Source organism: Pseudomonas sp. GW823-FHT03E05 (assembly GCF_058796855.1).
The window spans coordinates 611489-632358 of sequence record NZ_JBXAJB010000002.1 but is presented as its reverse complement, the minus strand read 5'-3'; the positions used below and the strand labels follow the sequence as shown (position 1 = coordinate 632358).

The following is a 20870-nucleotide window of genomic DNA, read 5'->3' as shown; positions in this document are numbered from 1 at the left end:
TTTGCGGCAGTTTGTTTATTGCCAGTTGGAATAAGAAAGGACTTCATGAAACGTCTGCTGCTAACTGCGGTTCTCACCGTATTGATGATCGCCGAAGTTCACGCCGAGTCCTTCACTATCTCCGATATCCGCGTCAACGGCCTCCAGCGCGTTTCCGCGGGTAGCGTCTTTGGTGCCTTGCCGTTGAACGTCGGCGAGCAGGCGGACGACCGTCGCCTGGTGGAATCCACTCGTGCGCTGTTCAAAACCGGTTTCTTTCAAGACATCCAGCTGGGCCGCGATGGCAACGTCCTGGTCATCACGGTAGTCGAACGGCCGTCGGTTGCCAGTATCGAGATCGAAGGCAACAAGGCGATCTCCACTGACGACCTGATGAAAGGGCTCAAGCAGTCCGGCCTGGCGGAAGGTGAAATCTTCCAGCGCGCGACCCTCGAAGGCGTGCGCAACGAGCTGCAGCGTCAATATGTCGCTCAGGGTCGTTACTCGGCCAGCGTTGAAACCGAAGTCGTGCCGCAGCCACGTAACCGGGTTGGCCTGAAGGTCAAGATCAACGAAGGCACAGTCGCAGCCATCCAGCACATCAACGTGGTAGGCAACACCGTCTTTCCCGATGAAGACCTGATCGGCCTGTTCGAACTCAAGACCACCAACTGGCTGTCGTTCTTCAAGAACGACGACAAGTACGCCCGTGAAAAACTCTCCGGTGACCTGGAGCGCCTGCGTTCCTACTACCTGGACCGCGGCTATATCAACATGGATATCGCCTCGACCCAGGTGTCCATCACCCCGGACAAGAAGCATGTCTACATCACCGTCAACGTTAACGAAGGCGAGAAGTACAGCGTTCGTGACGTAAAGCTCAGCGGTGACCTGAAAGTCCCTGAAGACCAGGTCAAGGCGCTGCTGCTGGTGGAGAAGGGCCAGGTGTTCTCGCGCAAGCTGATGACCACCACTTCCGAACTCATCACTCGCCGCCTGGGCAACGAGGGTTATACCTTCGCCAACGTCAACGGCGTGCCTCAGCCTCACGATGAAGACCACACCGTGGACATCACCTTTGTGGTGGACCCGGGCAAGCGTGCCTACGTCAACCGCATCAACTTCCGTGGCAACACCAAGTCAGAGGACGAAGTGCTGCGTCGCGAGATGCGCCAGATGGAAGGCGGCTGGGCTTCGACCTACCTGATCGATCAATCCAAGACCCGTCTTGAGCGCCTGGGCTTCTTCAAGGAAGTCAACGTCGAGACCCCGGCCGTGCCGGGTGTGGATGACCAGGTAGACGTGAACTACGCGGTTGAAGAACAAGCGTCCGGTTCGATCACCGCCAGCGTCGGCTTTGCCCAGAGCGCGGGCCTGATCCTCGGTGGTTCGATCACCCAGAACAACTTCCTGGGTACCGGTAACAAGGTCAGCATCGGCCTGACCCGCAGCGAATACCAGAGCCGCTACAACTTCGGCTACGTAGACCCCTACTGGACCGCCGATGGCGTGAGCCTGGGCTACAACGCCTTCTATCGCACCACTGACTACAAAGACCTCGACGTCGACGTGGCCAGCTATGCGGTGGACAGCCTGGGTGCCGGCGTCAGCGTGGGCTACCCGATCAGCGAGACTTCGCGTCTGACCTTCGGTCTGACTGCGCAGCAGGACAAGATCAAGACCGGCCTGTACACCGTCGACGAAATCTTCGACTTCGTGAACAAGCAGGGCGACAGCTACCTGAACTTCAAGGCCTCGGCCGGCTGGTCCGAGTCGACCCTGAACAAAGGCGTATTGGCGACCCGCGGTCACTCGCAAAGCCTGGTGCTGGAAACCACTACCCCGGGCAGCGACCTGTCGTTCTTCAAGCTCGACTACCGTGGCCAGTTGTTCACGCCGTTGAGTGAGAACTACACCATGCGCTTCCATACCGAGCTGGGTTATGGCGACGGCTTTGGTGATACCAAGGGCTTGCCGTTCTACGAGAACTACTATGCTGGTGGCTTCAACTCGGTACGTGGCTTCAAGGACAGCACTCTGGGCCCACGCAGTACTCCTAGTCGTGGTGTTGGTGTAACCGGTAACGTCGGTACGGCTGCCGACCCGGACCAGGATCCACTGCCATTCGGCGGTAACGTATTGATCCAGGGTGGTGCCGAGTTGCTGTTCCCGTTGCCTTTCGTCAAGGATCAGCGCTCGCTGCGTACCTCCTTGTTCTGGGATGTGGGTAACGTCTTCAACTCTCGCTGTGAAAGCACGTCAAACACCATTGCGGCGTCGAACGTGAAAACGCAGTGCAACGATATCAGCCTGAGCAATCTGGCCAGTTCGGTTGGTGTCGGTGTGACTTGGGTCACCGCTCTGGGTCCATTGAGCTTCGCCCTGGCGATGCCGATCAAGAAACCGGATGACGCTGAAACCCAGGTGTTCCAATTCTCTCTCGGTCAGACTTTCTAATAGCCTGATCCAAGATAACGACAATGGATTTTGTAGGAGTGCATCGTGCGTAAGTTGACTCAATTGGTTCTCCTGGCCACCGTTCTGGTCGCGAGCCCGGCATTTGCCGAAATGAAAATCGCCGTCCTGAACTATCAGATGGCCCTGCTGGAATCTGACGCAGCCAAGAAGTACGCCGTGGATGCCGAGAAAAAGTTCGGCCCTCAGTTGACCAAGCTGAAGACTCTGGAAAGCAGCGCCAAAGGCATCCAGGACCGTCTGGTGGCCGGTGGCGACAAGATGCAGCAGGGCGAGCGTGAACGCCTGGAGCTCGAGTTCAAGCAAAAGGCCCGTGACTTCCAGTTCCAGTCCAAGGAGCTGAACGAAGCCAAAGCCGTTGCCGACCGCGAAATGCTCAAGCAGCTGAAGCCGAAGCTGGACAGCGCTGTGGAAGAAGTCATCAAGAAAGGCGGTTTCGACCTGGTCTTCGAGCGTGGCGCAGTGATTGATGTCAAACCTCAGTACGACATCACTCGCCAGGTTATCGAGCGTATGAATCAGCTGAAGTAAGCCATGACCGCGACCATAAAGCTCGGCCAGTTGGCCGAGTTCCTCGGCGCCACCTTGAGTGGCGACGGGGAGAAGGAAATCACTGGGCTAGCCACCTTGCAGGAGGCTGGCCCAGCTCAGTTGAGCTTTTTGGCAAATCCCCAGTACCGCAAGTACCTGGTGGATTGTCAGGCCGGCGCGGTGCTGTTGAAGGCCGCGGATGCCGAAGCCTATGCCGGTGATGCACTGGTAGTGGCCGATCCCTACCTGGCCTATGCGCGCATTTCCCATTTGTTCGATCCCAAGCCAAAGGCACAGGCAGGTGTTCATCCTTCTGCGGTGATTGCCGCTGATGCGCAGGTAGATCCTGCGGCCAGCATTGGCCCCTTTGCCGTGATCGAGAGCGGTGCGCGGATTGCTGCAGGTGTGACCATCGGCGCTCACTGCTTTATCGGCGCCCGCTGCGAAATCGGCGAAGGTGGCTGGTTGGCACCACGGGTGACCCTGTATCACGACGTGCGTATCGGCAAGCGTGTGGTCATTCAGTCAGGTGCTGTGCTGGGGGGTGAAGGCTTTGGTTTTGCCAATGAAAAAGGCGTCTGGCAGAAAATCGCCCAGATTGGCGGCGTGACCATCGGTGACGATGTGGAAATCGGCGTCAACACGGCGATCGACCGCGGTGCCCTGGCCGATACCGTCATTGGCAATGGCGTGAAGCTGGACAACCAGATCCAGATCGCCCACAACGTCCAGGTCGGTGATCACACCGCCATGGCTGCTTGTGTGGGGATCTCCGGCAGTACCAAGATCGGCAAGCACTGTATGCTCGCCGGTGGCGTGGGCCTGGTTGGGCATATCGATATTTGCGACAACGTATTCCTCACCGGGATGACCATGGTGACCCACTCGATTACCGAGCCGGGCGCCTACTCTTCCGGTACGGCCATGCAGCCTGCTGCCGAGTGGCGCAAAAGCGCGGCACGCATCCGCCAGCTGGATGACCTTGCACGGCGCCTGCGTCAGTTGGAAAAGCGCGTTGGGGACGTGACCCCCGGCGGCAATGCTTCATCTGATGGCTGATACCATTTCCATATCAAGTGTGCACAGCCGCTAGACTGCCTCCTTGATTTGCTAGAGGAGCGTGCGTTAGTCGCGCGCTCCCACTCTTTACTACAGGCTTCCCCCCGAAATGATGGACATCAACGAGATTCGCGAATACTTGCCTCACCGTTACCCTTTCCTGTTGGTGGATCGGGTAGTGGACCTGGATGTTGAAGGCAAGTGCATTCGTGCCTACAAGAATGTCAGCATCAACGAACCGTTCTTCAATGGTCACTTCCCTGCGCACCCGATCATGCCGGGCGTGCTGATCATCGAGGCCATGGCTCAGGCTGCGGGCATTCTCGGTTTCAAGATGCTCGACGTGAAGCCCGCCGACGGCACCCTCTATTACTTCGTCGGTTCCGACAAGCTGCGCTTCCGCCAGCCGGTGCTCCCGGGCGACCAGTTGATCCTTGAAGCCAAGTTCATCAGCTGCAAGCGCCAGATCTGGAAGTTCGAATGCCAGGCTTCGGTCGACGGCAAGCCGGTGTGCTCTGCCGAGATCATCTGTGCGGAACGCAAACTATGAGTTTGATTGACCCTCGCGCAATCATCGATCCGACGGCCGTCCTGGCCGACGACGTTGAGGTTGGCCCGTGGTCGATCGTCGGCGCTGGTGTGGAAATCGGCGAGGGTACAGTGATCGGGCCCCATGTGATTCTCAAGGGCCCTACCCGGATCGGTAAGCACAACCGCATCTACCAGTTTTCGTCGGTAGGTGAGGACACGCCTGATCTGAAATACAAGGGCGAGGAAACCCGCCTGGTGATCGGTGACCACAACGTGATCCGCGAAGGCGTGACCATTCACCGTGGCACCGTCCAGGATCGTTCCGAAACCACTCTGGGTGATCACAACCTGGTCATGGCCTATGCCCACATCGGCCATGACAGTGTTATCGGCAACCACTGCATCCTGGTCAACAACACCGCCTTGGCCGGCCATGTGCATGTGGATGACTGGGCGATTCTCTCCGGTTTCACCCTGGTGCATCAGTATTGCCATATCGGCGCCCACAGCTTTTCCGGCATGGGCACCGCCATCGGCAAGGACGTGCCGGCATTCGTCACCGTATTCGGCAACCCCGCCGAAGCCCGCAGCATGAACTTCGAAGGCATGCGCCGTCGCGGCTTCAGCGAAGATGCGATCCACGCGCTGCGTCGTGCCTACAAGACGGTCTATCGCCAGGGGCTGACGGTTGATCAGGCCTTGGCCGAGCTGGCCGAGCCGGCTGCACAGTTCCCTGAAGTCGCGGTCTTTCGTGACTCGATCCAGTCCTCGACTCGCGGCATCACCCGTTAATCATGAGCACTCTGCGTATTGCGCTGGTGGCTGGCGAAGCCTCCGGCGACATTCTCGGCGCCGGTTTGATGCGAGCTCTCAAGGCTCAGCACCCGGCCGTCGAATTCATAGGGGTCGGTGGTCCGCTGATGGAGGCCGAAGGCCTTGTTTCCTACTTCCCCATGGAGCGCCTGGCGGTCATGGGGCTGGTAGAGGTGCTTGGGCGCCTGCGTGAGCTGCTGGCTCGACGCAAGAAGCTGATCCAGACCCTGATTGCTGAAAAGCCGGATGTGTTTATCGGTATCGATGCCCCGGATTTCACCCTGAATATCGAACTCAAGCTGCGTCAGGCCGGGATCAAGACCGTGCACTACGTCAGCCCTTCGGTCTGGGCCTGGCGGCAGAAGCGGGTGCTGAAGATCCGCGAAGGCTGCGACCTGATGCTGACCCTGTTCCCCTTCGAAGCCCGCTTCTATGAAGAGAAGGGGGTACCGGTGAAGTTCGTCGGTCACTCTCTGGCCGATGCCATTCCGCTGGAGGCCGACCGAGCCGCTGCACGCGCGGAGCTGGGGTTGCCAGAAGGGCCGTTGGTGGCCTTGATGCCCGGTAGTCGCGGTGGCGAAGTAGGGCGCCTGGGTGCCTTGTTCCTCGATGCCGCTCAGCGCCTGCGGGCCATGCGCCCCGGCGTGCGTTTCATCATGCCTTGCGCCAGCCCGGAGCGGCGGGTCCAGCTGGAGCAGTTGCTGGCCAATCGTGATCTGCCACTGACGTTGCTCGATGGCCAGTCCCACAAGGCGCTGGCTGCTTGCGATGCGGTGTTGATCGCCTCCGGTACCGCGACCCTGGAAGCCTTGCTCTACAAGCGCCCGATGGTCGTGGCTTATCGCCTGGCGCCGCTGACCTTCTGGATTCTCAAGCGCATGGTCAAGAGCCCGTACATTTCCCTGCCGAACCTGCTGGCCCAGCGCCTCCTGGTGCCTGAGCTGCTGCAGGACGATGCCACGGCCGATGCTCTGGCCCAGACCTTGTCGCCGTTGATCGAAGGTGGTGAAGAGCAGACTCGCGGCTTTGACGAGATCCACCGAACCTTGCGTCGCGACGCATCCAACCAGGCCGCGCAAGCCGTGCTTGGGCTGATCGGCAAATGACTGTGAGTAACCCGAAAATGCAAATGGGCCTGGATTTCACCCTGGTGGCGGACGCCGAGGACCTGGTGGCCGGGGTCGATGAGGTCGGCCGTGGCCCTTTGTGTGGTGCAGTGGTCACCGCGGCAGTGATTCTCGACCCGACGCGGCCGATTCTCGGCCTCAACGACTCGAAGAAGCTCACCGAAGCCCGGCGCGAGAAGCTGTTCGACGAAATCTGCGAGAAAGCCCTGAGCTGGTGCATCGCCCGGGCTGAGGTCGAGGAAATCGACGAGCTGAATATCCTCCATGCCACCATGTTGGCCATGCAGCGCGCGGTGGAGGGGCTGAGTGTGACCCCGAAGCTGGCGATGATCGATGGCAACCGTTGCCCGAAGCTGGCGATGCCGGCTGAAGCGGTGGTCAAGGGCGATAGCAAGGTTCCGGCGATTGCCGCGGCATCGATCCTGGCCAAGGTCAGCCGTGACCGAGAAATGGCCGCTTTCGAGCTGATCTATCCGGGATATGGCATCGGTGGCCACAAGGGCTACCCGACCCCGGTGCATCTGGAGGCCCTGGCCCGCCTGGGGCCGACACCGATTCACCGGCGCTCTTTCGCTCCGGTGCGGCAAGCCTACGAAGCCCGCGAGGCGCTGGGCGAGATTCAGTCCTGAGGCTGATGTTTTAGTCGAGGCCCGGTACAATCCGGGCCTTGTTGTTTTCGCGCTTAATACAGGATCACTATGCCGGCTTCATTCGTTCACCTGCGCCTGCACACTGAATATTCCCTGGTCGACGGTCTGGTGCGGATCAAGCCGCTGGTCAAGGCGCTGGCCGGCATGGGCATGCCGGCGGTGGCGGTCACCGACCAGAACAACATGTGTTCCCTGGTCAAGTTCTATAAAACCAGCATGGGGGCGGGGATCAAGCCGATCTGCGGCGCCGACCTGTGGCTGTCGAACAAGGACCCGGATAACCCCCTGAGCCGCATCAGCCTGCTGGTGATGAACGCCGTGGGTTATCGCAACCTGACCGAGCTGATTTCCCGCGGCTTCATCGATGGCCAGCGCAACGGCCAGATCATCATCGAGCGTGAGTGGGTGGCGGAGGCCGCGGAAGGCCTGATCATGCTCTCGGCGGCCAAGGAGGGCGAGATCGGCATGGCCCTGATCGCCGGCGATCTCGAGGTTGCCGAGACCCTGGCCCGGGAGTGGATGGCCGTATTCCCCGAGCGCTTCTACCTGGAAGTGCAGCGTACCAACCGCCCCAACGACGAAGAGCAATTGCACGCTGCGGTGGCCCTGGCCGACAAGATCGGCGCGCCGCTGGTGGCTACCAACGACGTGCGTTTCATCAAGCAGGAAGACTTCGAAGCCCACGAAACCCGGGTTTGCATCGGTGAAGGCCGGGCCCTGGACGATCCGCGTCGCTCAAAGAACTACAGCGACCAGCAGTACCTGAAAAGCGCCGAAGAAATGGCCGAGCTGTTCAGTGACCTGCCCGAGGCGCTGGAAAACACTGTCGAGATCGCCAAACGCTGCAACATCGAGGTCAAGCTGGGCAAGCACTTCTTGCCTGACTACCCGATTCCCGATGGCATGACCATCGATGAGTATTTTCGCAAGGTTTCCTTCGACGGCCTGGAAGAGCGCCTCAGCGTGCTGCTGCCCAAGGACACCACCGAGGACTACGAGGCCAAGCGTCAGGTCTACGTCGACCGGCTGAATTTCGAACTGGATATCATCATCCAGATGGGCTTCCCCGGTTACTTCCTGATCGTTATGGACTTTATCCAGTGGGCCAAGAGCAACGGCGTACCGGTAGGTCCGGGCCGGGGGTCGGGTGCCGGTTCCCTGGTGGCCTATGTGCAGAAGATCACTGACCTCGATCCGCTGGAATACGACCTGCTGTTCGAACGTTTCCTTAACCCGGAGCGGGTCTCCATGCCCGACTTCGACGTCGACTTCTGCATGGACGGTCGCGACCGGGTGATCGACTACGTGGCCGAGAAATACGGCCGCAACGCGGTGAGCCAGATCATCACCTTCGGTTCCATGGCGGCCAAGGCGGTGGTGCGTGACGTGGCGCGGGTCCAGGGCAAGTCTTACGGCCTGGCCGACCGTCTGTCGAAGATGATCCCCTTCGAAGTCGGCATGACCCTGGAAAAAGCCTACGAGCAAGAGGAGATCCTGCGGGACTTCATCAAGGTCGATGAAGAGGCGGCGGAAATCTGGGAGATGGCGCGCAAGCTCGAGGGCGTGGTGCGCAACGTCGGCAAGCACGCCGGGGGCGTGGTAATTGCTCCGACCAAGCTCACCGACTTCTCGCCGATCTACTGCGACGAAGAGGGCGGCGGCCTGGTGACCCAGTTCGACAAGGATGACGTCGAGGCTGCTGGCCTGGTGAAGTTCGACTTCCTCGGTCTGCGGACCCTGACCATCATCGACTGGGCACTGAAAACCATTAACCGCGACCGCGCCAAGGTCGGCGAGGAGCCGCTGGATATCGCCTTTATCCCGCTGGACGACAAGCCGACCTACAGCCTGTTGCAGAAAGCTGAAACCACCGCAGTATTCCAGCTTGAATCCCGGGGCATGAAGGAGCTGATCAAGAAGCTCAAGCCCGACTGCCTGGAAGACCTGATCGCACTGGTGGCCCTGTTCCGTCCGGGGCCGCTGCAATCGGGCATGGTGGATGACTTCATCAACCGCAAGCACGGCCGCGCCGAGCTGGCCTACCCGCACCCGGACTATCAGTACGACGGCCTGCAGCCGGTACTGGCGCCGACCTACGGCATCATCCTGTACCAGGAACAGGTGATGCAGATCGCCCAGGTCATGGCCGGCTACACCCTGGGCGGTGCGGACATGCTGCGCCGGGCCATGGGTAAGAAAAAGCCCGAGGAGATGGCCAAGCAGCGTGGCGGCTTCATTGAGGGGTGCGCCAGCAACAACATCGATGCAGACCTGGCGGGCAACATCTTCGACCTGGTGGAAAAGTTCGCCGGCTACGGCTTCAACAAATCCCACTCCGCCGCCTACGGCCTGGTGTCGTACCAGACCGCCTGGCTCAAGGCGCACTACCCGGCGCCGTTCATGGCGGCGGTACTCTCCGCGGATATGCACAACACCGACAAGGTCGTGACCTTGATCGAGGAAGTGCGGATCATGAAGTTGCGCCTCGACGCGCCGGACGTGAACACCTCCGAGTTCAAGTTCACGGTGAACGACGAAGGTCGCATCGTCTACGGCCTGGGGGCGATCAAGGGCGTCGGCGAGGGGCCGGTGGAAGCCATCACCGAAGCCCGCGAGGCAGGCCCTTTCAAGGATCTGTTCGATTTCTGCGCCAGGGTCGACCTCAAGCGCATCAACAAGCGGACCCTGGACGGCTTGATTCGAAGCGGCGCCCTGGACCGCCTGGGGCCGCACTTCTTCGATGAGCCCAAGGCCTACCAGGCCAATATCGACCAGAACCGCGCCGTGCTGCTGGCGGCCATGGAAGAAGCGATCAAGGCCGCGGAGCAGACCGCCCGTACCCACGACAGCGGCCACGCCGATCTGTTCGGCGGGGTCTTCGTCGATGAGGATGCGGATGTCTACGCCAACCATCGCAAGGCCAAGGAACTGACCCTCAAGGAACGCCTGAAAGGCGAGAAAGACACCCTGGGGCTGTACCTGACCGGGCACCCGATCGACGAATACGAAGGCGAGATCCGTCGTTTCGCCCGCCAGCGCATCATCGACCTGAAGCCGGCCCGGGATACCCAGACCGTGGCTGGCATGATCATCGCCCTGCGGGTGATGAAGAATAAAAAGGGCGACAAGATGGGCTTCATCACCCTCGACGACCGCTCGGGGCGGATCGAAGCCTCGCTGTTTGCCGATGCGTTCCACTCGGCGCAGTCGCTGCTGCAGACCGACGCCATGGTGGTGGTGGAGGGCGAGGTCAGCAACGACGACTTCTCCGGCGGCCTGCGCCTGCGGGTCAAGCGGGTGATGAGCATGGAGGATGCGCGGACCAACCTGGCGGAAAGCCTGCGCCTGAAGATCCACAGCGATGCCCTGAAGGGCGATCAGCTACGCTGGCTGGGTGATCTGTTCAAGCGCCACCGCGGCGCATGCCCGATCACCATGGAGTACACCCGGGATGACGCCAAGGCCCTGCTGCAGTTTGGCGAGAACTGGCGGATCGATCCGGCGGACAGCTTGATTCAAGCCCTGCGTGACCAGTTCGGGCGAGACAACGTCTTCCTCCAATACCGTTGACGGTGAGGTGCCATCATTGCGCCTCATCGTCACTTGAATTTTTAATCTCGACCTCAACGCGTCCGTCCCTTAAGGTAGGGCGCGAATAGACAACCGGCCGGCCCAAGCTCCCTTGGACGTCGAGCCCAGACGGACGCCTATGAACCCGAATTTTCTTGATTTCGAACAGCCGATCGCCGACCTGCAAGCCAAGATCGAAGAGTTGCGCTTGGTCGGTAATGACAATTCGCTGAATATCGGCGATGAGATTTCCCGCCTGCAGGACAAGAGCAACACCCTGACCGAGGACATCTTCGGCAAGCTCACCAGCTGGCAGATCGCACGTCTGGCGCGGCACCCGCGTCGCCCGTACACCCTGGACTACATCCAGCACATCTTCACCGAGTTCGACGAGCTGCATGGCGATCGCCACTTCTCTGACGACGCCGCCATCGTAGGCGGCGTTGCTCGCCTGGACGAGCAGCCGGTAATGATCATCGGGCACCAGAAAGGCCGTGAAGTACGCGAAAAGGTCCGCCGCAACTTCGGCATGCCGCGTCCGGAAGGCTACCGCAAGGCCTGCCGCCTGATGGAAATGGCCGAGCGCTTCAAGATGCCGATCCTGACCTTCATCGACACTCCGGGCGCCTATCCGGGCATCGACGCTGAAGAGCGCAACCAGAGCGAGGCCATTGCCTGGAACCTGCGAGTCATGGCGCGCCTGAAGACTCCGATCATCGCCACCGTGATCGGTGAAGGTGGTTCTGGCGGTGCCTTGGCCATCGGTGTCTGTGACCAGTTGAACATGCTGCAGTACTCCACCTACGCGGTGATCTCGCCGGAAGGCTGCGCATCGATCCTTTGGAAAACCTCGGAAAAGGCTGCCGATGCCGCCGAAGCCATGGGTATTACCGCCGAGCGCCTCAAAGGCCTGGGTATTGTCGACAAGGTCATCGGCGAGCCATTGGGCGGTGCCCATCGGGATCCGGCTGCCGCAGCGGCCTCGATCCGTGCCGAACTCAGCACGCAGCTGGCCATGCTCAAGGAAATGGACAACGACACCTTGCTGGCCCGTCGCTATGACCGCCTGATGAGCTACGGTCTCTGATCGAGCACTGCCTCCCCTTGTAGGGGCACGCTCGTTCGCGACCCAGGCGCCGCCATCGATTCGATGGCGGCGTTGTTGCTTATGCGGGCAAGCAGTACGCCACCCGGCCGCTCCTACGGGTCTTGAACACGTCATGAACGCTCTCTCCGCCAAACTACTGTACAGCCTCGCGCCCTGGCGCGACTCCAGGAGTTGGCGCGTGGCTTTCTCCGGTGGCCTGGATTCCACCGTCCTGTTGCATCTGCTCGCCGATCTGGCGCAGCACCATCGCCTTCCTCCACTTTCGGCTGTGCATATCCATCATGGGCTTCAGGCTGCGGCCGACGCCTGGCCGGAGCATTGTCAGGCCTTCTGTGATGCGCTGGGGGTGCCGCTGCAGGTGCTTCGCGTCCAGGTGCCAGCCGGTGCCAGCCTGGAGCGCGCCGCCCGCGAGGCACGCTATGGCGCTTTCGCACGGCTCACGGCGAGCACTGAAGTGCTGCTGACGGCGCAGCATCGTGACGACCAGGCGGAAACGCTGCTGTTCCGCCTGCTGCGCGGTGCCGGAGTCAGGGGCTTGTCGGCAATGCCGTCAGCGCGGCCATTGGGCGACGGGCACCTGCTGCGACCCTTGCTTGATGTGTCACGTGCCGAACTGCAGTGCTACGCCGTGGAGCATCAGTTGAGCTGGGTCGAAGACCCATCCAACGCCGATCATCAGTATTCGCGCAATTACCTGCGCCACCAGGTCATGCCGGCGATTACCGCGCGCTGGCCCCAGGCGGCACTCAGCATGAGCCGCAGCGCCGCGCACTTGAATGAAGCCCAGGGCCTGCTCGATGAGCTGGCGCTCATGGATCTGGATGCAGCCCGCGGTGCTAGCGTCTGGCCCTGGCTGGATCTGCCCTCACTGGCTCTGGCACCTTTGCAGTCTTTGTCGGGCGCGCGCCAACGCAATGCCCTGAGCCATTGGTTGAGCCGGTTTGGCCGTTTGCCGGATACCGATCACTGGCGTGGCTGGGACAGCCTGCGAGATGCGGGTGCCGAAGGGCGACCGGTGTGGCGTTTGGCCGATGGCGAGTTGCATCGTGCGGCAGGGCGAGTCTGGTGGTTGTCCGGCAGCTGGCTGCAACCGGTCGACGGACGGTTGCAGTGGCTCGATCCGCAAAAGCCCTTGCATCTGCCGGGCAACGGTCAGGTGTCGTTCCCTGGGCCAGTGCCGACCGGGTCGCTGCATATCCGCTATCGCCAGGGGGGCGAGATCATGCACCTGGCCGGCCGCGGCCATCGGGACTTGAAGCGTTTGCTCAATGAAAGCGGGCTGCCGGGTTTCGTCCGTGGCAGATTGCCGCTGCTGTATCAGGACGACCGCTTGCTCGCGGTGGCGAACCTGCCGGCACTTGCGACAAACCCCCAGGGTGGCTGGCCATTGCAATGGCTGCCACCAACCAGCGATCAAGGTTTGAGCTGAAAGGGGCTTTCCGGTAGACTACGCTCCCTTCTTGATACAACTTCTGTGGATTCGCCTGAATTGCAGGAGTTGCCGATTACCAAGCAGTCTTTGCTGGGCGATTCCAAAAAATGTGTAGCGAGCAACCTACCGGTGTTTTTGTATCCGGTCTGTCACCACGCGGCGGTTTTTTTGAAAGGTGCACTGTGATTAATGCAGGTGATCGGGGGCTTCGGCCTTCCTTCGCTTTCCCCGGCGGCACTGACCGCTTTAACGCAGACTTCTAGGGTTTTTCATGACGCGCTACATATTCGTCACGGGCGGTGTTGTTTCTTCATTGGGGAAAGGCATTGCCTCGGCTTCATTGGCGGCCATCCTGGAGGCGCGGGGGCTTAAGGTCACCATGCTCAAGCTGGACCCGTACATCAACGTCGACCCGGGCACCATGAGCCCGTTCCAGCACGGTGAAGTGTTCGTCACCCACGACGGCGCCGAGACCGACCTGGACCTGGGCCACTACGAGCGGTTCATCCGCACGACCATGACCCAGAACAACAACTTCACCACCGGCCGCGTGTACGAGCACGTGCTGCGCAAGGAGCGCCGTGGTGATTATCTGGGTGCCACCATCCAGGTGATTCCGCACATCACCGACGAGATCAAGCGTCGCATCATCAAGGGCGCCGGCGATGCCGACGTGGCCCTGGTGGAAATCGGCGGTACTGTGGGTGACATCGAGTCGCAACCGTTCCTCGAAGCCATCCGTCAACTGCGTGTGGAAGTCGGTTCCAAGCGCGCGATGCTGATGCACCTGACGCTGGTTCCGTACATCGCCACCGCTGGCGAGACCAAGACCAAGCCGACCCAGCACTCGGTAAAAGAGCTGCGTTCGATCGGCTTGCAGCCGGACGTGCTGATCTGCCGCTCCGACCATCCGGTGGATGTGTCGTCGCGCCGCAAGATCGCGCTGTTCACCAACGTTGAAGAGCGTGCGGTGATCTCCCTGGAAGACGTTGACACCATCTACAAGATCCCTGCCGTGCTGCACGCTCAGGGCCTGGACGATTTCGTCGTCGAGCGTTTCGGCCTGCAGTGCAACGGTGCTGACCTGTCCGAGTGGGAAAAAGTGGTGGACGCCAAGCTCAACCCAGAGCACGAAGTCACCATCGCCATGGTCGGCAAGTACATGGAACTGCTGGACGCCTACAAGTCGCTGATCGAAGCGATGAGTCATGCCGGCATTACCAACCGTACCAAGGTCAACCTGCGCTACATCGATTCCGAAGACATCGAGAACCAGGGCACCGCGCTGCTGGAAGGCGTCGACGCGATCCTGGTTCCAGGCGGTTTCGGCCTGCGTGGCGTGGAAGGCAAGATCACCGCGGTGCAATACGCTCGCGAGAACAAGGTGCCGTACCTGGGTATCTGCCTGGGCATGCAAGTGGCGGTCATCGAGTTCGCCCGTAATGTCATGGGCTGGAAAGACGCCAACTCCACCGAGTTCGATCGCACCAGCGGCCATCCGGTCGTCGGCCTGATCACCGAGTGGGAAGACGCCACCGGTGCCGTTGAAGTACGTACCGAAGCTTCCGACCTGGGCGGCACCATGCGTCTGGGCGCTCAGGAATGCTTGCTGGAAGCGGGCTCCAAGGTCCACGACTGCTACGCCAAGGACGTGATCATCGAGCGTCACCGTCACCGCTACGAAGTGAACAACAAGCTGCTGCCGCAACTGATCGAAGCTGGCCTGAAGATCTCCGGTCGCTCGGGTGACGGCGCGCTGGTTGAAGTGGTCGAGGCCCAGGATCATCCATGGTTCGTCGCTTGCCAGTTCCACCCCGAGTTCACCTCGACTCCCCGTGACGGCCACCCACTGTTCAGCGGTTTCGTCAAAGCAGCATTGGCTCAACACCAGAAGAAGGCGTGACCCTGATGGCGCAGAAGATCATCCGCGTAGGCAACATCGAGATCGCCAACGACAAGCCGATGGTGCTGTTCGGCGGCATGAACGTGCTGGAAAGCCGCGACATGGCGATGCAGGTCTGTGAAGAATACGTGCGGGTCACCGAGAAGCTCGGTATCCCCTACGTGTTCAAGGCCAGTTTCGACAAGGCCAACCGTTCGTCGGTGACCTCCTACCGTGGCCCGGGCCTGGAAGAAGGCATGCGGATTTTCGAAGACGTGAAGCAGGCCTTTGGCGTGCCGATCATCACTGACGTCCACGAGCCGGCCCAGGCTGCCGTGGTCGCCGAAGTCTGCGACATCATCCAGCTGCCGGCCTTCCTTTCGCGGCAGACCGACCTGGTGGTGGCCATGGCCAAGACCGGCGCGGTGATCAACATCAAGAAAGCCCAGTTCCTCGCACCCCAGGAAATGAAACACATCCTGAGCAAGTGCGAAGAGGCGGGCAACGATCAGTTGATCCTCTGCGAGCGCGGTTCCAGCTTCGGCTACAACAACCTGGTCGTGGACATGCTCGGCTTCGGCATCATGAAGCAGTTCGAATACCCGGTGTTCTTCGATGTGACCCACGCCCTGCAGATGCCGGGTGGTCGCGCCGACTCCGCTGGCGGTCGCCGGGCCCAGGTCACCGACCTGGCCAAGGCCGGCATGAGCCAGTCTCTTGCCGGGCTGTTCCTCGAAGCCCATCCGGATCCGGACAACGCCAAGTGCGACGGTCCTTGCGCCCTGCGCCTGGACAAGCTCGAGCCGTTCCTGGCCCAGCTCAAGGCCCTGGACGAGTTGGTCAAGAGTTTTCCGACGGTAGAAACCGCGTAAAACCGATTTCTCCGGTAAAGTACCGCACGATTATTGCTCAGGCCCCCGGGCCTGAGCCTTATCGTCTGCAAGACTGCCCGCTTTCCCCGCCTTGCCGACGGTAAAAGATTTCCTACAGCTGCGTCGTTTTCGTCAACTTTGGAGTGTTTACAACAATGGCAAAAATCGTCGACATCAAAGGTCGTGAAGTTCTCGACTCCCGTGGCAACCCCACTGTCGAAGCGGACGTGCTTCTCGACAACGGCATCATCGGCAGTGCATGCGCGCCGTCCGGTGCTTCCACCGGCTCGCGCGAAGCGCTGGAGCTGCGTGATGGCGACAAGAGCCGTTACCTGGGCAAGGGCGTGCTCAAGGCGGTAGCCAACATCAACGGTCCGATCCGCGACCTGCTGCTGGGTAAGGACCCGATCGATCAGAAGGCCCTGGATCAGGCCATGATCAAGCTCGACGGTACCGAGAACAAGGCCACCTTGGGCGCCAACGCGATCCTCGCCGTGTCCCTGGCTGCTGCCAAGGCCGCCGCTCAGGACCAGGACCTGCCGCTGTACGCCCACATCGCCAACCTCAATGGCACTCCGGGCGTCTACTCGATGCCGGTACCGATGATGAACATCATCAACGGTGGCGAGCACGCCGATAACAACGTCGACATCCAGGAGTTCATGGTGCAGCCGGTTGGCGCCAAGTCCTTCTCGGAAGGCCTGCGCATGGGCACCGAAATCTTCCATCACCTCAAAGCCGTGCTGAAGGCCCGTGGCCTGAACACCGCAGTGGGTGACGAAGGCGGTTTTGCACCGAACCTGGCTTCCAACGAAGACGCTCTGAAAGTGATCTCCGAAGCCGTGGCCAACGCCGGTTACACCCTGGGCACCGACGTGACCCTGGCCCTGGACTGCGCTGCCAGCGAATTCTATGAAGATGGCAAGTACAACCTGTCCGGCGAAGGCCAGGTGTTCACCGCCGAAGGTTTCGCCGAGTACCTCAAAGGCCTGACCCAGCGCTACCCGATCATCTCCATCGAAGACGGCCTGGACGAGTCCGACTGGGCCGGCTGGAAAATCCTTACCGACAAGATCGGCGAGAAGGTTCAACTGGTCGGCGACGACCTGTTCGTGACCAACACCAAGATCCTGAAAGAAGGCATCGACAAGAGGATCGCCAACTCGATCCTGATCAAGTTCAACCAGATCGGCACCCTGACCGAAACCCTGGAAGCCATCCAGATGGCCAAGGCTGCCGGCTACACTGCGGTGATCTCCCACCGTTCCGGTGAAACCGAAGATTCGACCATCGCCGACCTGGCCGTGGGTACCTCGGCTGGCCAGATCAAGACCGGCTCCCTGTGCCGTTCCGACCGCGTTTCCAAGTACAACCAATTGCTGCGTATCGAAGAGCAATTGAACGGCAAGGCCAAGTACAACGGTCGCGGTGAGTTTCGCGGCTAAGCAGTAGATGGTAAAAAGACACCGGATTGTGTCGGGAAAATCGCTACAGCGAGTTTTTTGCCACTAATCTGATGCCTTAAGAGCACAAGCCTGGGTCTTCCAGGCTTCGTGCTATCAGTAGGTCCGAAGTTGTTGGCATGGCTGTCTTTTTTCACTGGATACCCGATATTCGATGCGCAGTCCCAATTGGTTGTTCCTGGTCTTGCTCTTGCTGCTGGCTGGCTTGCAGTACCGCCTGTGGGTGGGGAACGGCAGCTTGGCCCAGGTTGCTGACCTGACTCAGCAGATTGCCGACCAGCACGCTGAAAACGAGCGTTTGCTGGAACGAAATCGCGTACTCGATGCGGAAGTCATGGAGCTGAAAAAAGGCATGGAGACCGTGGAAGAACGGGCTCGCCATGAGTTGGGTATGGTCAAGGAGGGTGAAACCCTCTACCAGTTGGCCCAATGAGCGACGTATTGCCGGCCTTCTGGGCCGTGATTCCTGCCGCGGGCGTTGGTGCCCGCATGGCCGCGGACCGCCCCAAGCAGTACCTGCAACTGGGTGGACTCACAATTCTTGAACACAGCCTGGGCTGCTTTCTCGACCACCCCGGCCTCAAGGGGCTGGTGGTCAGCCTGGCGGTTGATGATCCTTACTGGCCGGCCCTGGCTTGCGCCCATGATTCGCGGATCCAGCGGGTCGAAGGTGGTGCTGAGCGTTCCGGCTCGGTGCTCAATGCCTTGCTCCATCTGCACGCCCAGGGCGCTGCCGATGACGACTGGGTGCTGGTTCACGATGCCGCCCGGCCCAATCTTTCCCGGGATGACCTGGACAAACTGCTGGGTGAGTTGGTGGATGACCCGGTGGGGGGGCTGCTCGCAGTTCCGGCCCGGGACACCCTGAAACGTGTGGACAAGCACGGTCGAGTGCTGGAAACCGTTGACCGCAGTTTGATCTGGCAAGCCTACACACCGCAGATGTTCCGCCTCGGTGCCCTGCATCGTGCCCTGGCCGACAGCCTGGTGGCCGATGTGGCGATTACCGATGAAGCTTCGGCGATGGAATGGGCCGGCCAGGCGCCGCGCCTGATCGAAGGCCGCTCGGATAACCTCAAGGTCACCCGTCCCGAAGACCTGGAATGGTTGCGCCAGCGCTGGTCCAACCGCCGCTGACTGCTGGCTTGCGCTGCACCTTGTAGCTGCTGGTGCAGGCTGCGAACGACTCGGAAGGAGGCGCCGCTCTTGAGGCCCTGAAGGCCCTGCGGGCCTTGTCACCGCCTGCGGCAGCAGCTACAGGTCGCGGTATTCCGGGCGCTGCGCCAGCCCTTGTTTCAGATAATCCACCAGCTTGCGCACTTTCGGTGACAGGTGCCGTTGCTGCGGGTACAGCGCCCAGACTGCGGTGTTGGGCGGTTGGTGAGCTTCCAGCAAGGAAATCAGCGTACCGTTCTGCAAGTGCTCCAGGACGTAGTAGTCCGGCAACTGGCACAGCCCCACCCCTTGCAAGGCCGCGTCCAGCACCGCCTGCCCGCTGTTGCAGCGCCAATTACCCTGCACCCGTTGCGAAAATTCGCGCCCATCCAGTTCCAATTGCCAGATATCCGAGCTGCCGATCAGGCAGTTGTGCCGGCTCAACTCCGACAGGCTGTGTGGGCGTCCATAACGTTCCAGGTAGGAGGGCGAGGCGCATAGGTACATGCGGCGTGGGGCCAGGCGAGTGGCGACCAGGCGCGAGTCCTGCAGGCGCCCCAAGCGAATCGCCAGGTCCAGCCCTTCATGCACCAGGTCCAGGGGGCGGTTGCTGAGCTCTATATCCACCCGCAACTGCGGATAAAGGCTCATGAACCGGGTAACCAGCGGCACGATAAAGCGCTCGCCGTAGGCCACTGCACAGGTCATGCGCAGCATGCCCTTGGGCTCGCTGGTCAGGTCGCCTACGGCCCGCAGGGCCTCCTCGCGACCATCCTGCAGACGTTGGCAATGCTGGAGAAAGGTCTGCCCGGCCTCGGTCAGGGTTACCCGGCGGGTACTGCGATACAGCAGGCGAGTCTGCAAGCGCTCCTCAAGCCGTGCCACCTGACGGCTGATATGGGACGAAGAGACCCCCAGGCGCTCGGCGGCAGCGGTGAACTGGCTGCATTCGGCGACCGCGACAAATTCGTCGATACCTTCCCAACGGTTGTCATTCATTGATTGTCCCCATACAGCAATAATGTTTTGCTTTTGCCTGGATTATTCATCGCATTGCGCTGTTTTACACTCTGTGCCTCGTTTTTATTCGCTGGAGAGTCAGGATGATCAAGTCACGTGCTGCCGTAGCCTTCGAGGCCAAGAAGCCGCTGGAAATCGTCGAAGTGGATGTCGCCATGCCCAAGGCGGGCGAGGTGCTGCTGCGGGTCGTCGCCTCCGGCGTCTGCCACACCGACGCCTACACGCTGTCTGGTGCCGACCCTGAAGGCATCTTCCCGGCGATCCTCGGTCATGAAGGCGGTGCGGTGGTTGAGGCGGTGGGCGAGGGCGTGACCTCGGTGGCTGTGGGTGACCATGTGATCCCGCTGTACACCCCGGAATGCGGCAAGTGCAAATTCTGCCTGTCGGGCAAGACCAACCTCTGTCAGGCCATTCGCGCCACCCAGGGCAAGGGCCTGATGCCTGATGGCACCACGCGTTTTTCCTACAAGGGTCAGCCGATTTTCCACTACATGGGTACCTCGACCTTTTCCGAGTACACCGTGCTCCCGGAAATCTCCGTGGCCAAGATTCCCAAGGAAGCCCCGCTGGAAAAGGTCTGCCTGCTGGGGTGCGGCGTGACCACCGGGATCGGAGCGGTGATCAACACCGCCAAGGTCAAGGCCGGTGACACCGTGGCCATCTTCGGCCTGGGCGGCATTGGCCTGTCGGCGGTCATCGGTGCGGTCAAGGCCAAGGCCGGGCGTATCATCGCCATCGATATCAACCCGGCCAAGTTCGAGATCGCCAAGCAACTGGGCGCCACCGACTGCGTCAATCCGAAGGATTTCGACCGTCCGATTCAGGAGGTCATTGTCGACATGACTGATGGCGGCGTGGATTTCTCCTTCGAGTGCATCGGCAATGTGCAACTGATGCGTGCGGCCCTGGAGTGCTGCCACAAGGGCTGGGGCGAATCGGTAATCATCGGCGTGGCCGGTGCCGGCCAGGAAATCTCCACCCGTCCCTTCCAACTGGTGACCGGCCGGGTATGGCGCGGCTCAGCCTTTGGTGGCGTGCGCGGGCGCAGCGAGCTGCCAAGCTACGTGGAAATGTCCCAGACCGGCGAGATCCCCCTGGATACCTTCATCACCCACACCATGGGCCTGGAAGATATCAACAAGGCGTTCGACCTGATGCACGAAGGCAAGAGCATTCGCTCCGTCATTCACTTCTAAGAGCAGC

General features: G+C 60.8%; 17 protein-coding genes. 16 read left to right on the top strand and 1 reads right to left on the bottom strand.

Annotated features, from left to right (window positions below):
* Positions 1-45 precede the first annotated feature (45 nt).
* The 15 genes from bamA to ispD all read left to right on the top strand — a co-directional run bounded on the left by bamA (position 46) and on the right by ispD (position 18629).
* On the top strand, positions 46-2436 hold the full coding sequence (bamA, locus tag AC1RCO_RS10670) for an outer membrane protein assembly factor BamA (RefSeq protein WP_011059532.1): 2391 nt from the start codon (positions 46-48) through the stop codon (positions 2434-2436).
* A gap of 45 nt (positions 2437-2481) precedes the next feature.
* Positions 2482-2985, top strand: a complete 504-nt coding sequence (locus tag AC1RCO_RS10665) for an OmpH/Skp family outer membrane protein (RefSeq protein WP_011059533.1) — start codon at positions 2482-2484, stop codon at positions 2983-2985.
* A gap of 3 nt (positions 2986-2988) precedes the next feature.
* Positions 2989-4044 carry a UDP-3-O-(3-hydroxymyristoyl)glucosamine N-acyltransferase gene (gene lpxD / locus AC1RCO_RS10660; protein WP_011059534.1) on the top strand — a complete coding sequence of 352 codons (1056 nt, stop codon included), beginning with the start codon at positions 2989-2991 and terminating at the stop codon, positions 4042-4044.
* A gap of 109 nt (positions 4045-4153) precedes the next feature.
* Entirely contained in the window at positions 4154-4594 is a 441-nt protein-coding gene (gene fabZ, locus AC1RCO_RS10655; RefSeq protein WP_007924058.1) for a 3-hydroxyacyl-ACP dehydratase FabZ, read from the top strand.
* Positions 4591-5367 (top strand): acyl-ACP--UDP-N-acetylglucosamine O-acyltransferase, encoded by a 777-nt coding sequence (gene lpxA / locus AC1RCO_RS10650; protein ID WP_011059535.1) that lies wholly within the window; start codon positions 4591-4593, stop codon positions 5365-5367. The genes fabZ and lpxA overlap by 4 nt, the downstream gene beginning before the upstream one ends.
* 2 nt (positions 5368-5369) lie before the next feature.
* Positions 5370-6494, top strand: coding sequence for a lipid-A-disaccharide synthase (lpxB, locus tag AC1RCO_RS10645; RefSeq protein WP_015634335.1), 1125 nt, complete (start codon positions 5370-5372; stop codon positions 6492-6494).
* A gap of 17 nt (positions 6495-6511) precedes the next feature.
* The gene (rnhB, locus tag AC1RCO_RS10640) at positions 6512-7144 is read left to right on the top strand and encodes a ribonuclease HII (RefSeq protein WP_015634336.1); all 633 of its coding nucleotides are present in this window, start codon (positions 6512-6514) and stop codon (positions 7142-7144) included.
* 69 nt (positions 7145-7213) lie between these two features.
* Positions 7214-10735 (top strand): DNA polymerase III subunit alpha, encoded by a 3522-nt coding sequence (dnaE, locus tag AC1RCO_RS10635; RefSeq protein ID WP_053156549.1) that lies wholly within the window; start codon positions 7214-7216, stop codon positions 10733-10735.
* Between the two features lie 139 nt (positions 10736-10874).
* On the top strand, positions 10875-11822 hold the full coding sequence (locus tag AC1RCO_RS10630; RefSeq protein WP_011059539.1) for an acetyl-CoA carboxylase carboxyltransferase subunit alpha: 948 nt from the start codon (positions 10875-10877) through the stop codon (positions 11820-11822).
* A gap of 133 nt (positions 11823-11955) precedes the next feature.
* Complete coding sequence (gene tilS / locus AC1RCO_RS10625) at positions 11956-13272, top strand: tRNA lysidine(34) synthetase TilS (protein WP_492617690.1); 1317 nt, start codon at positions 11956-11958, stop codon at positions 13270-13272.
* Between the two features lie 274 nt (positions 13273-13546).
* Positions 13547-15178, top strand: coding sequence for a CTP synthase (gene pyrG, locus AC1RCO_RS10620; protein ID WP_011059541.1), 1632 nt, complete (start codon positions 13547-13549; stop codon positions 15176-15178).
* Positions 15179-15183: 5 nt separating this feature from the next.
* The gene (gene kdsA, locus AC1RCO_RS10615; protein WP_011059542.1) at positions 15184-16029 is read left to right on the top strand and encodes a 3-deoxy-8-phosphooctulonate synthase; all 846 of its coding nucleotides are present in this window, start codon (positions 15184-15186) and stop codon (positions 16027-16029) included.
* A 155-nt stretch (positions 16030-16184) separates the two neighbouring features.
* A complete protein-coding gene (eno, locus tag AC1RCO_RS10610) occupies positions 16185-17474 on the top strand; it encodes a phosphopyruvate hydratase (protein ID WP_492617689.1) in 1290 nt (429 codons plus the stop codon).
* 172 nt (positions 17475-17646) lie between these two features.
* Complete coding sequence (ftsB, locus tag AC1RCO_RS10605; protein ID WP_011059544.1) at positions 17647-17925, top strand: cell division protein FtsB; 279 nt, start codon at positions 17647-17649, stop codon at positions 17923-17925.
* On the top strand, positions 17922-18629 hold the full coding sequence (gene ispD, locus AC1RCO_RS10600; RefSeq protein WP_492617688.1) for a 2-C-methyl-D-erythritol 4-phosphate cytidylyltransferase: 708 nt from the start codon (positions 17922-17924) through the stop codon (positions 18627-18629). Before ftsB ends, ispD begins: the two co-directional genes overlap by 4 nt.
* Positions 18630-18746: 117 nt before the next feature.
* On the opposite strand, the gene AC1RCO_RS10595 is transcribed toward ispD, so the two are convergent.
* Complete coding sequence (locus AC1RCO_RS10595; protein ID WP_011059546.1) at positions 18747-19646, bottom strand: LysR substrate-binding domain-containing protein; 900 nt, start codon at positions 19644-19646, stop codon at positions 18747-18749.
* A gap of 104 nt (positions 19647-19750) precedes the next feature.
* On the opposite strand from AC1RCO_RS10595, the gene AC1RCO_RS10590 reads away from it, so the two are divergent.
* Positions 19751-20863: an S-(hydroxymethyl)glutathione dehydrogenase/class III alcohol dehydrogenase gene (locus AC1RCO_RS10590; protein ID WP_011059547.1), complete on the top strand. Its 1113-nt coding sequence runs from the start codon at positions 19751-19753 to the stop codon at positions 20861-20863.
* The last annotated feature ends 7 nt before the right edge of the window (positions 20864-20870 follow it).

Excerpts from the sequence above, each read along its gene's own strand:
- lpxD (WP_011059534.1), top strand. The coding sequence starts at position 2,989 with ATGACCGCGACCATAAAGCTCGGCCAGTTGGCCGAGTTCCTCGGCGCC.
- lpxA (WP_011059535.1), top strand. The coding sequence starts at position 4,591 with ATGAGTTTGATTGACCCTCGCGCAATCATCGATCCGACGGCCGTCCTG.
- AC1RCO_RS10630 (WP_011059539.1), top strand. The coding sequence starts at position 10,875 with ATGAACCCGAATTTTCTTGATTTCGAACAGCCGATCGCCGACCTGCAA.
- eno (WP_492617689.1), top strand. The coding sequence starts at position 16,185 with ATGGCAAAAATCGTCGACATCAAAGGTCGTGAAGTTCTCGACTCCCGT.
- ispD (WP_492617688.1), top strand. The coding sequence starts at position 17,922 with ATGAGCGACGTATTGCCGGCCTTCTGGGCCGTGATTCCTGCCGCGGGC.
- AC1RCO_RS10590 (WP_011059547.1), top strand. The coding sequence starts at position 19,751 with ATGATCAAGTCACGTGCTGCCGTAGCCTTCGAGGCCAAGAAGCCGCTG.
- fabZ (WP_007924058.1), top strand. The coding sequence starts at position 4,154 with ATGATGGACATCAACGAGATTCGCGAATACTTGCCTCACCGTTACCCT.
- bamA (WP_011059532.1), top strand. The coding sequence starts at position 46 with ATGAAACGTCTGCTGCTAACTGCGGTTCTCACCGTATTGATGATCGCC.
- AC1RCO_RS10595 (WP_011059546.1), bottom strand. The coding sequence starts at position 19,646 with ATGAATGACAACCGTTGGGAAGGTATCGACGAATTTGTCGCGGTCGCC.
- dnaE (WP_053156549.1), top strand. The coding sequence starts at position 7,214 with ATGCCGGCTTCATTCGTTCACCTGCGCCTGCACACTGAATATTCCCTG.
- rnhB (WP_015634336.1), top strand. The coding sequence starts at position 6,512 with ATGCAAATGGGCCTGGATTTCACCCTGGTGGCGGACGCCGAGGACCTG.
- lpxB (WP_015634335.1), top strand. The coding sequence starts at position 5,370 with ATGAGCACTCTGCGTATTGCGCTGGTGGCTGGCGAAGCCTCCGGCGAC.
- ftsB (WP_011059544.1), top strand. The coding sequence starts at position 17,647 with ATGCGCAGTCCCAATTGGTTGTTCCTGGTCTTGCTCTTGCTGCTGGCT.
- kdsA (WP_011059542.1), top strand. The coding sequence starts at position 15,184 with ATGGCGCAGAAGATCATCCGCGTAGGCAACATCGAGATCGCCAACGAC.
- pyrG (WP_011059541.1), top strand. The coding sequence starts at position 13,547 with ATGACGCGCTACATATTCGTCACGGGCGGTGTTGTTTCTTCATTGGGG.
- tilS (WP_492617690.1), top strand. The coding sequence starts at position 11,956 with ATGAACGCTCTCTCCGCCAAACTACTGTACAGCCTCGCGCCCTGGCGC.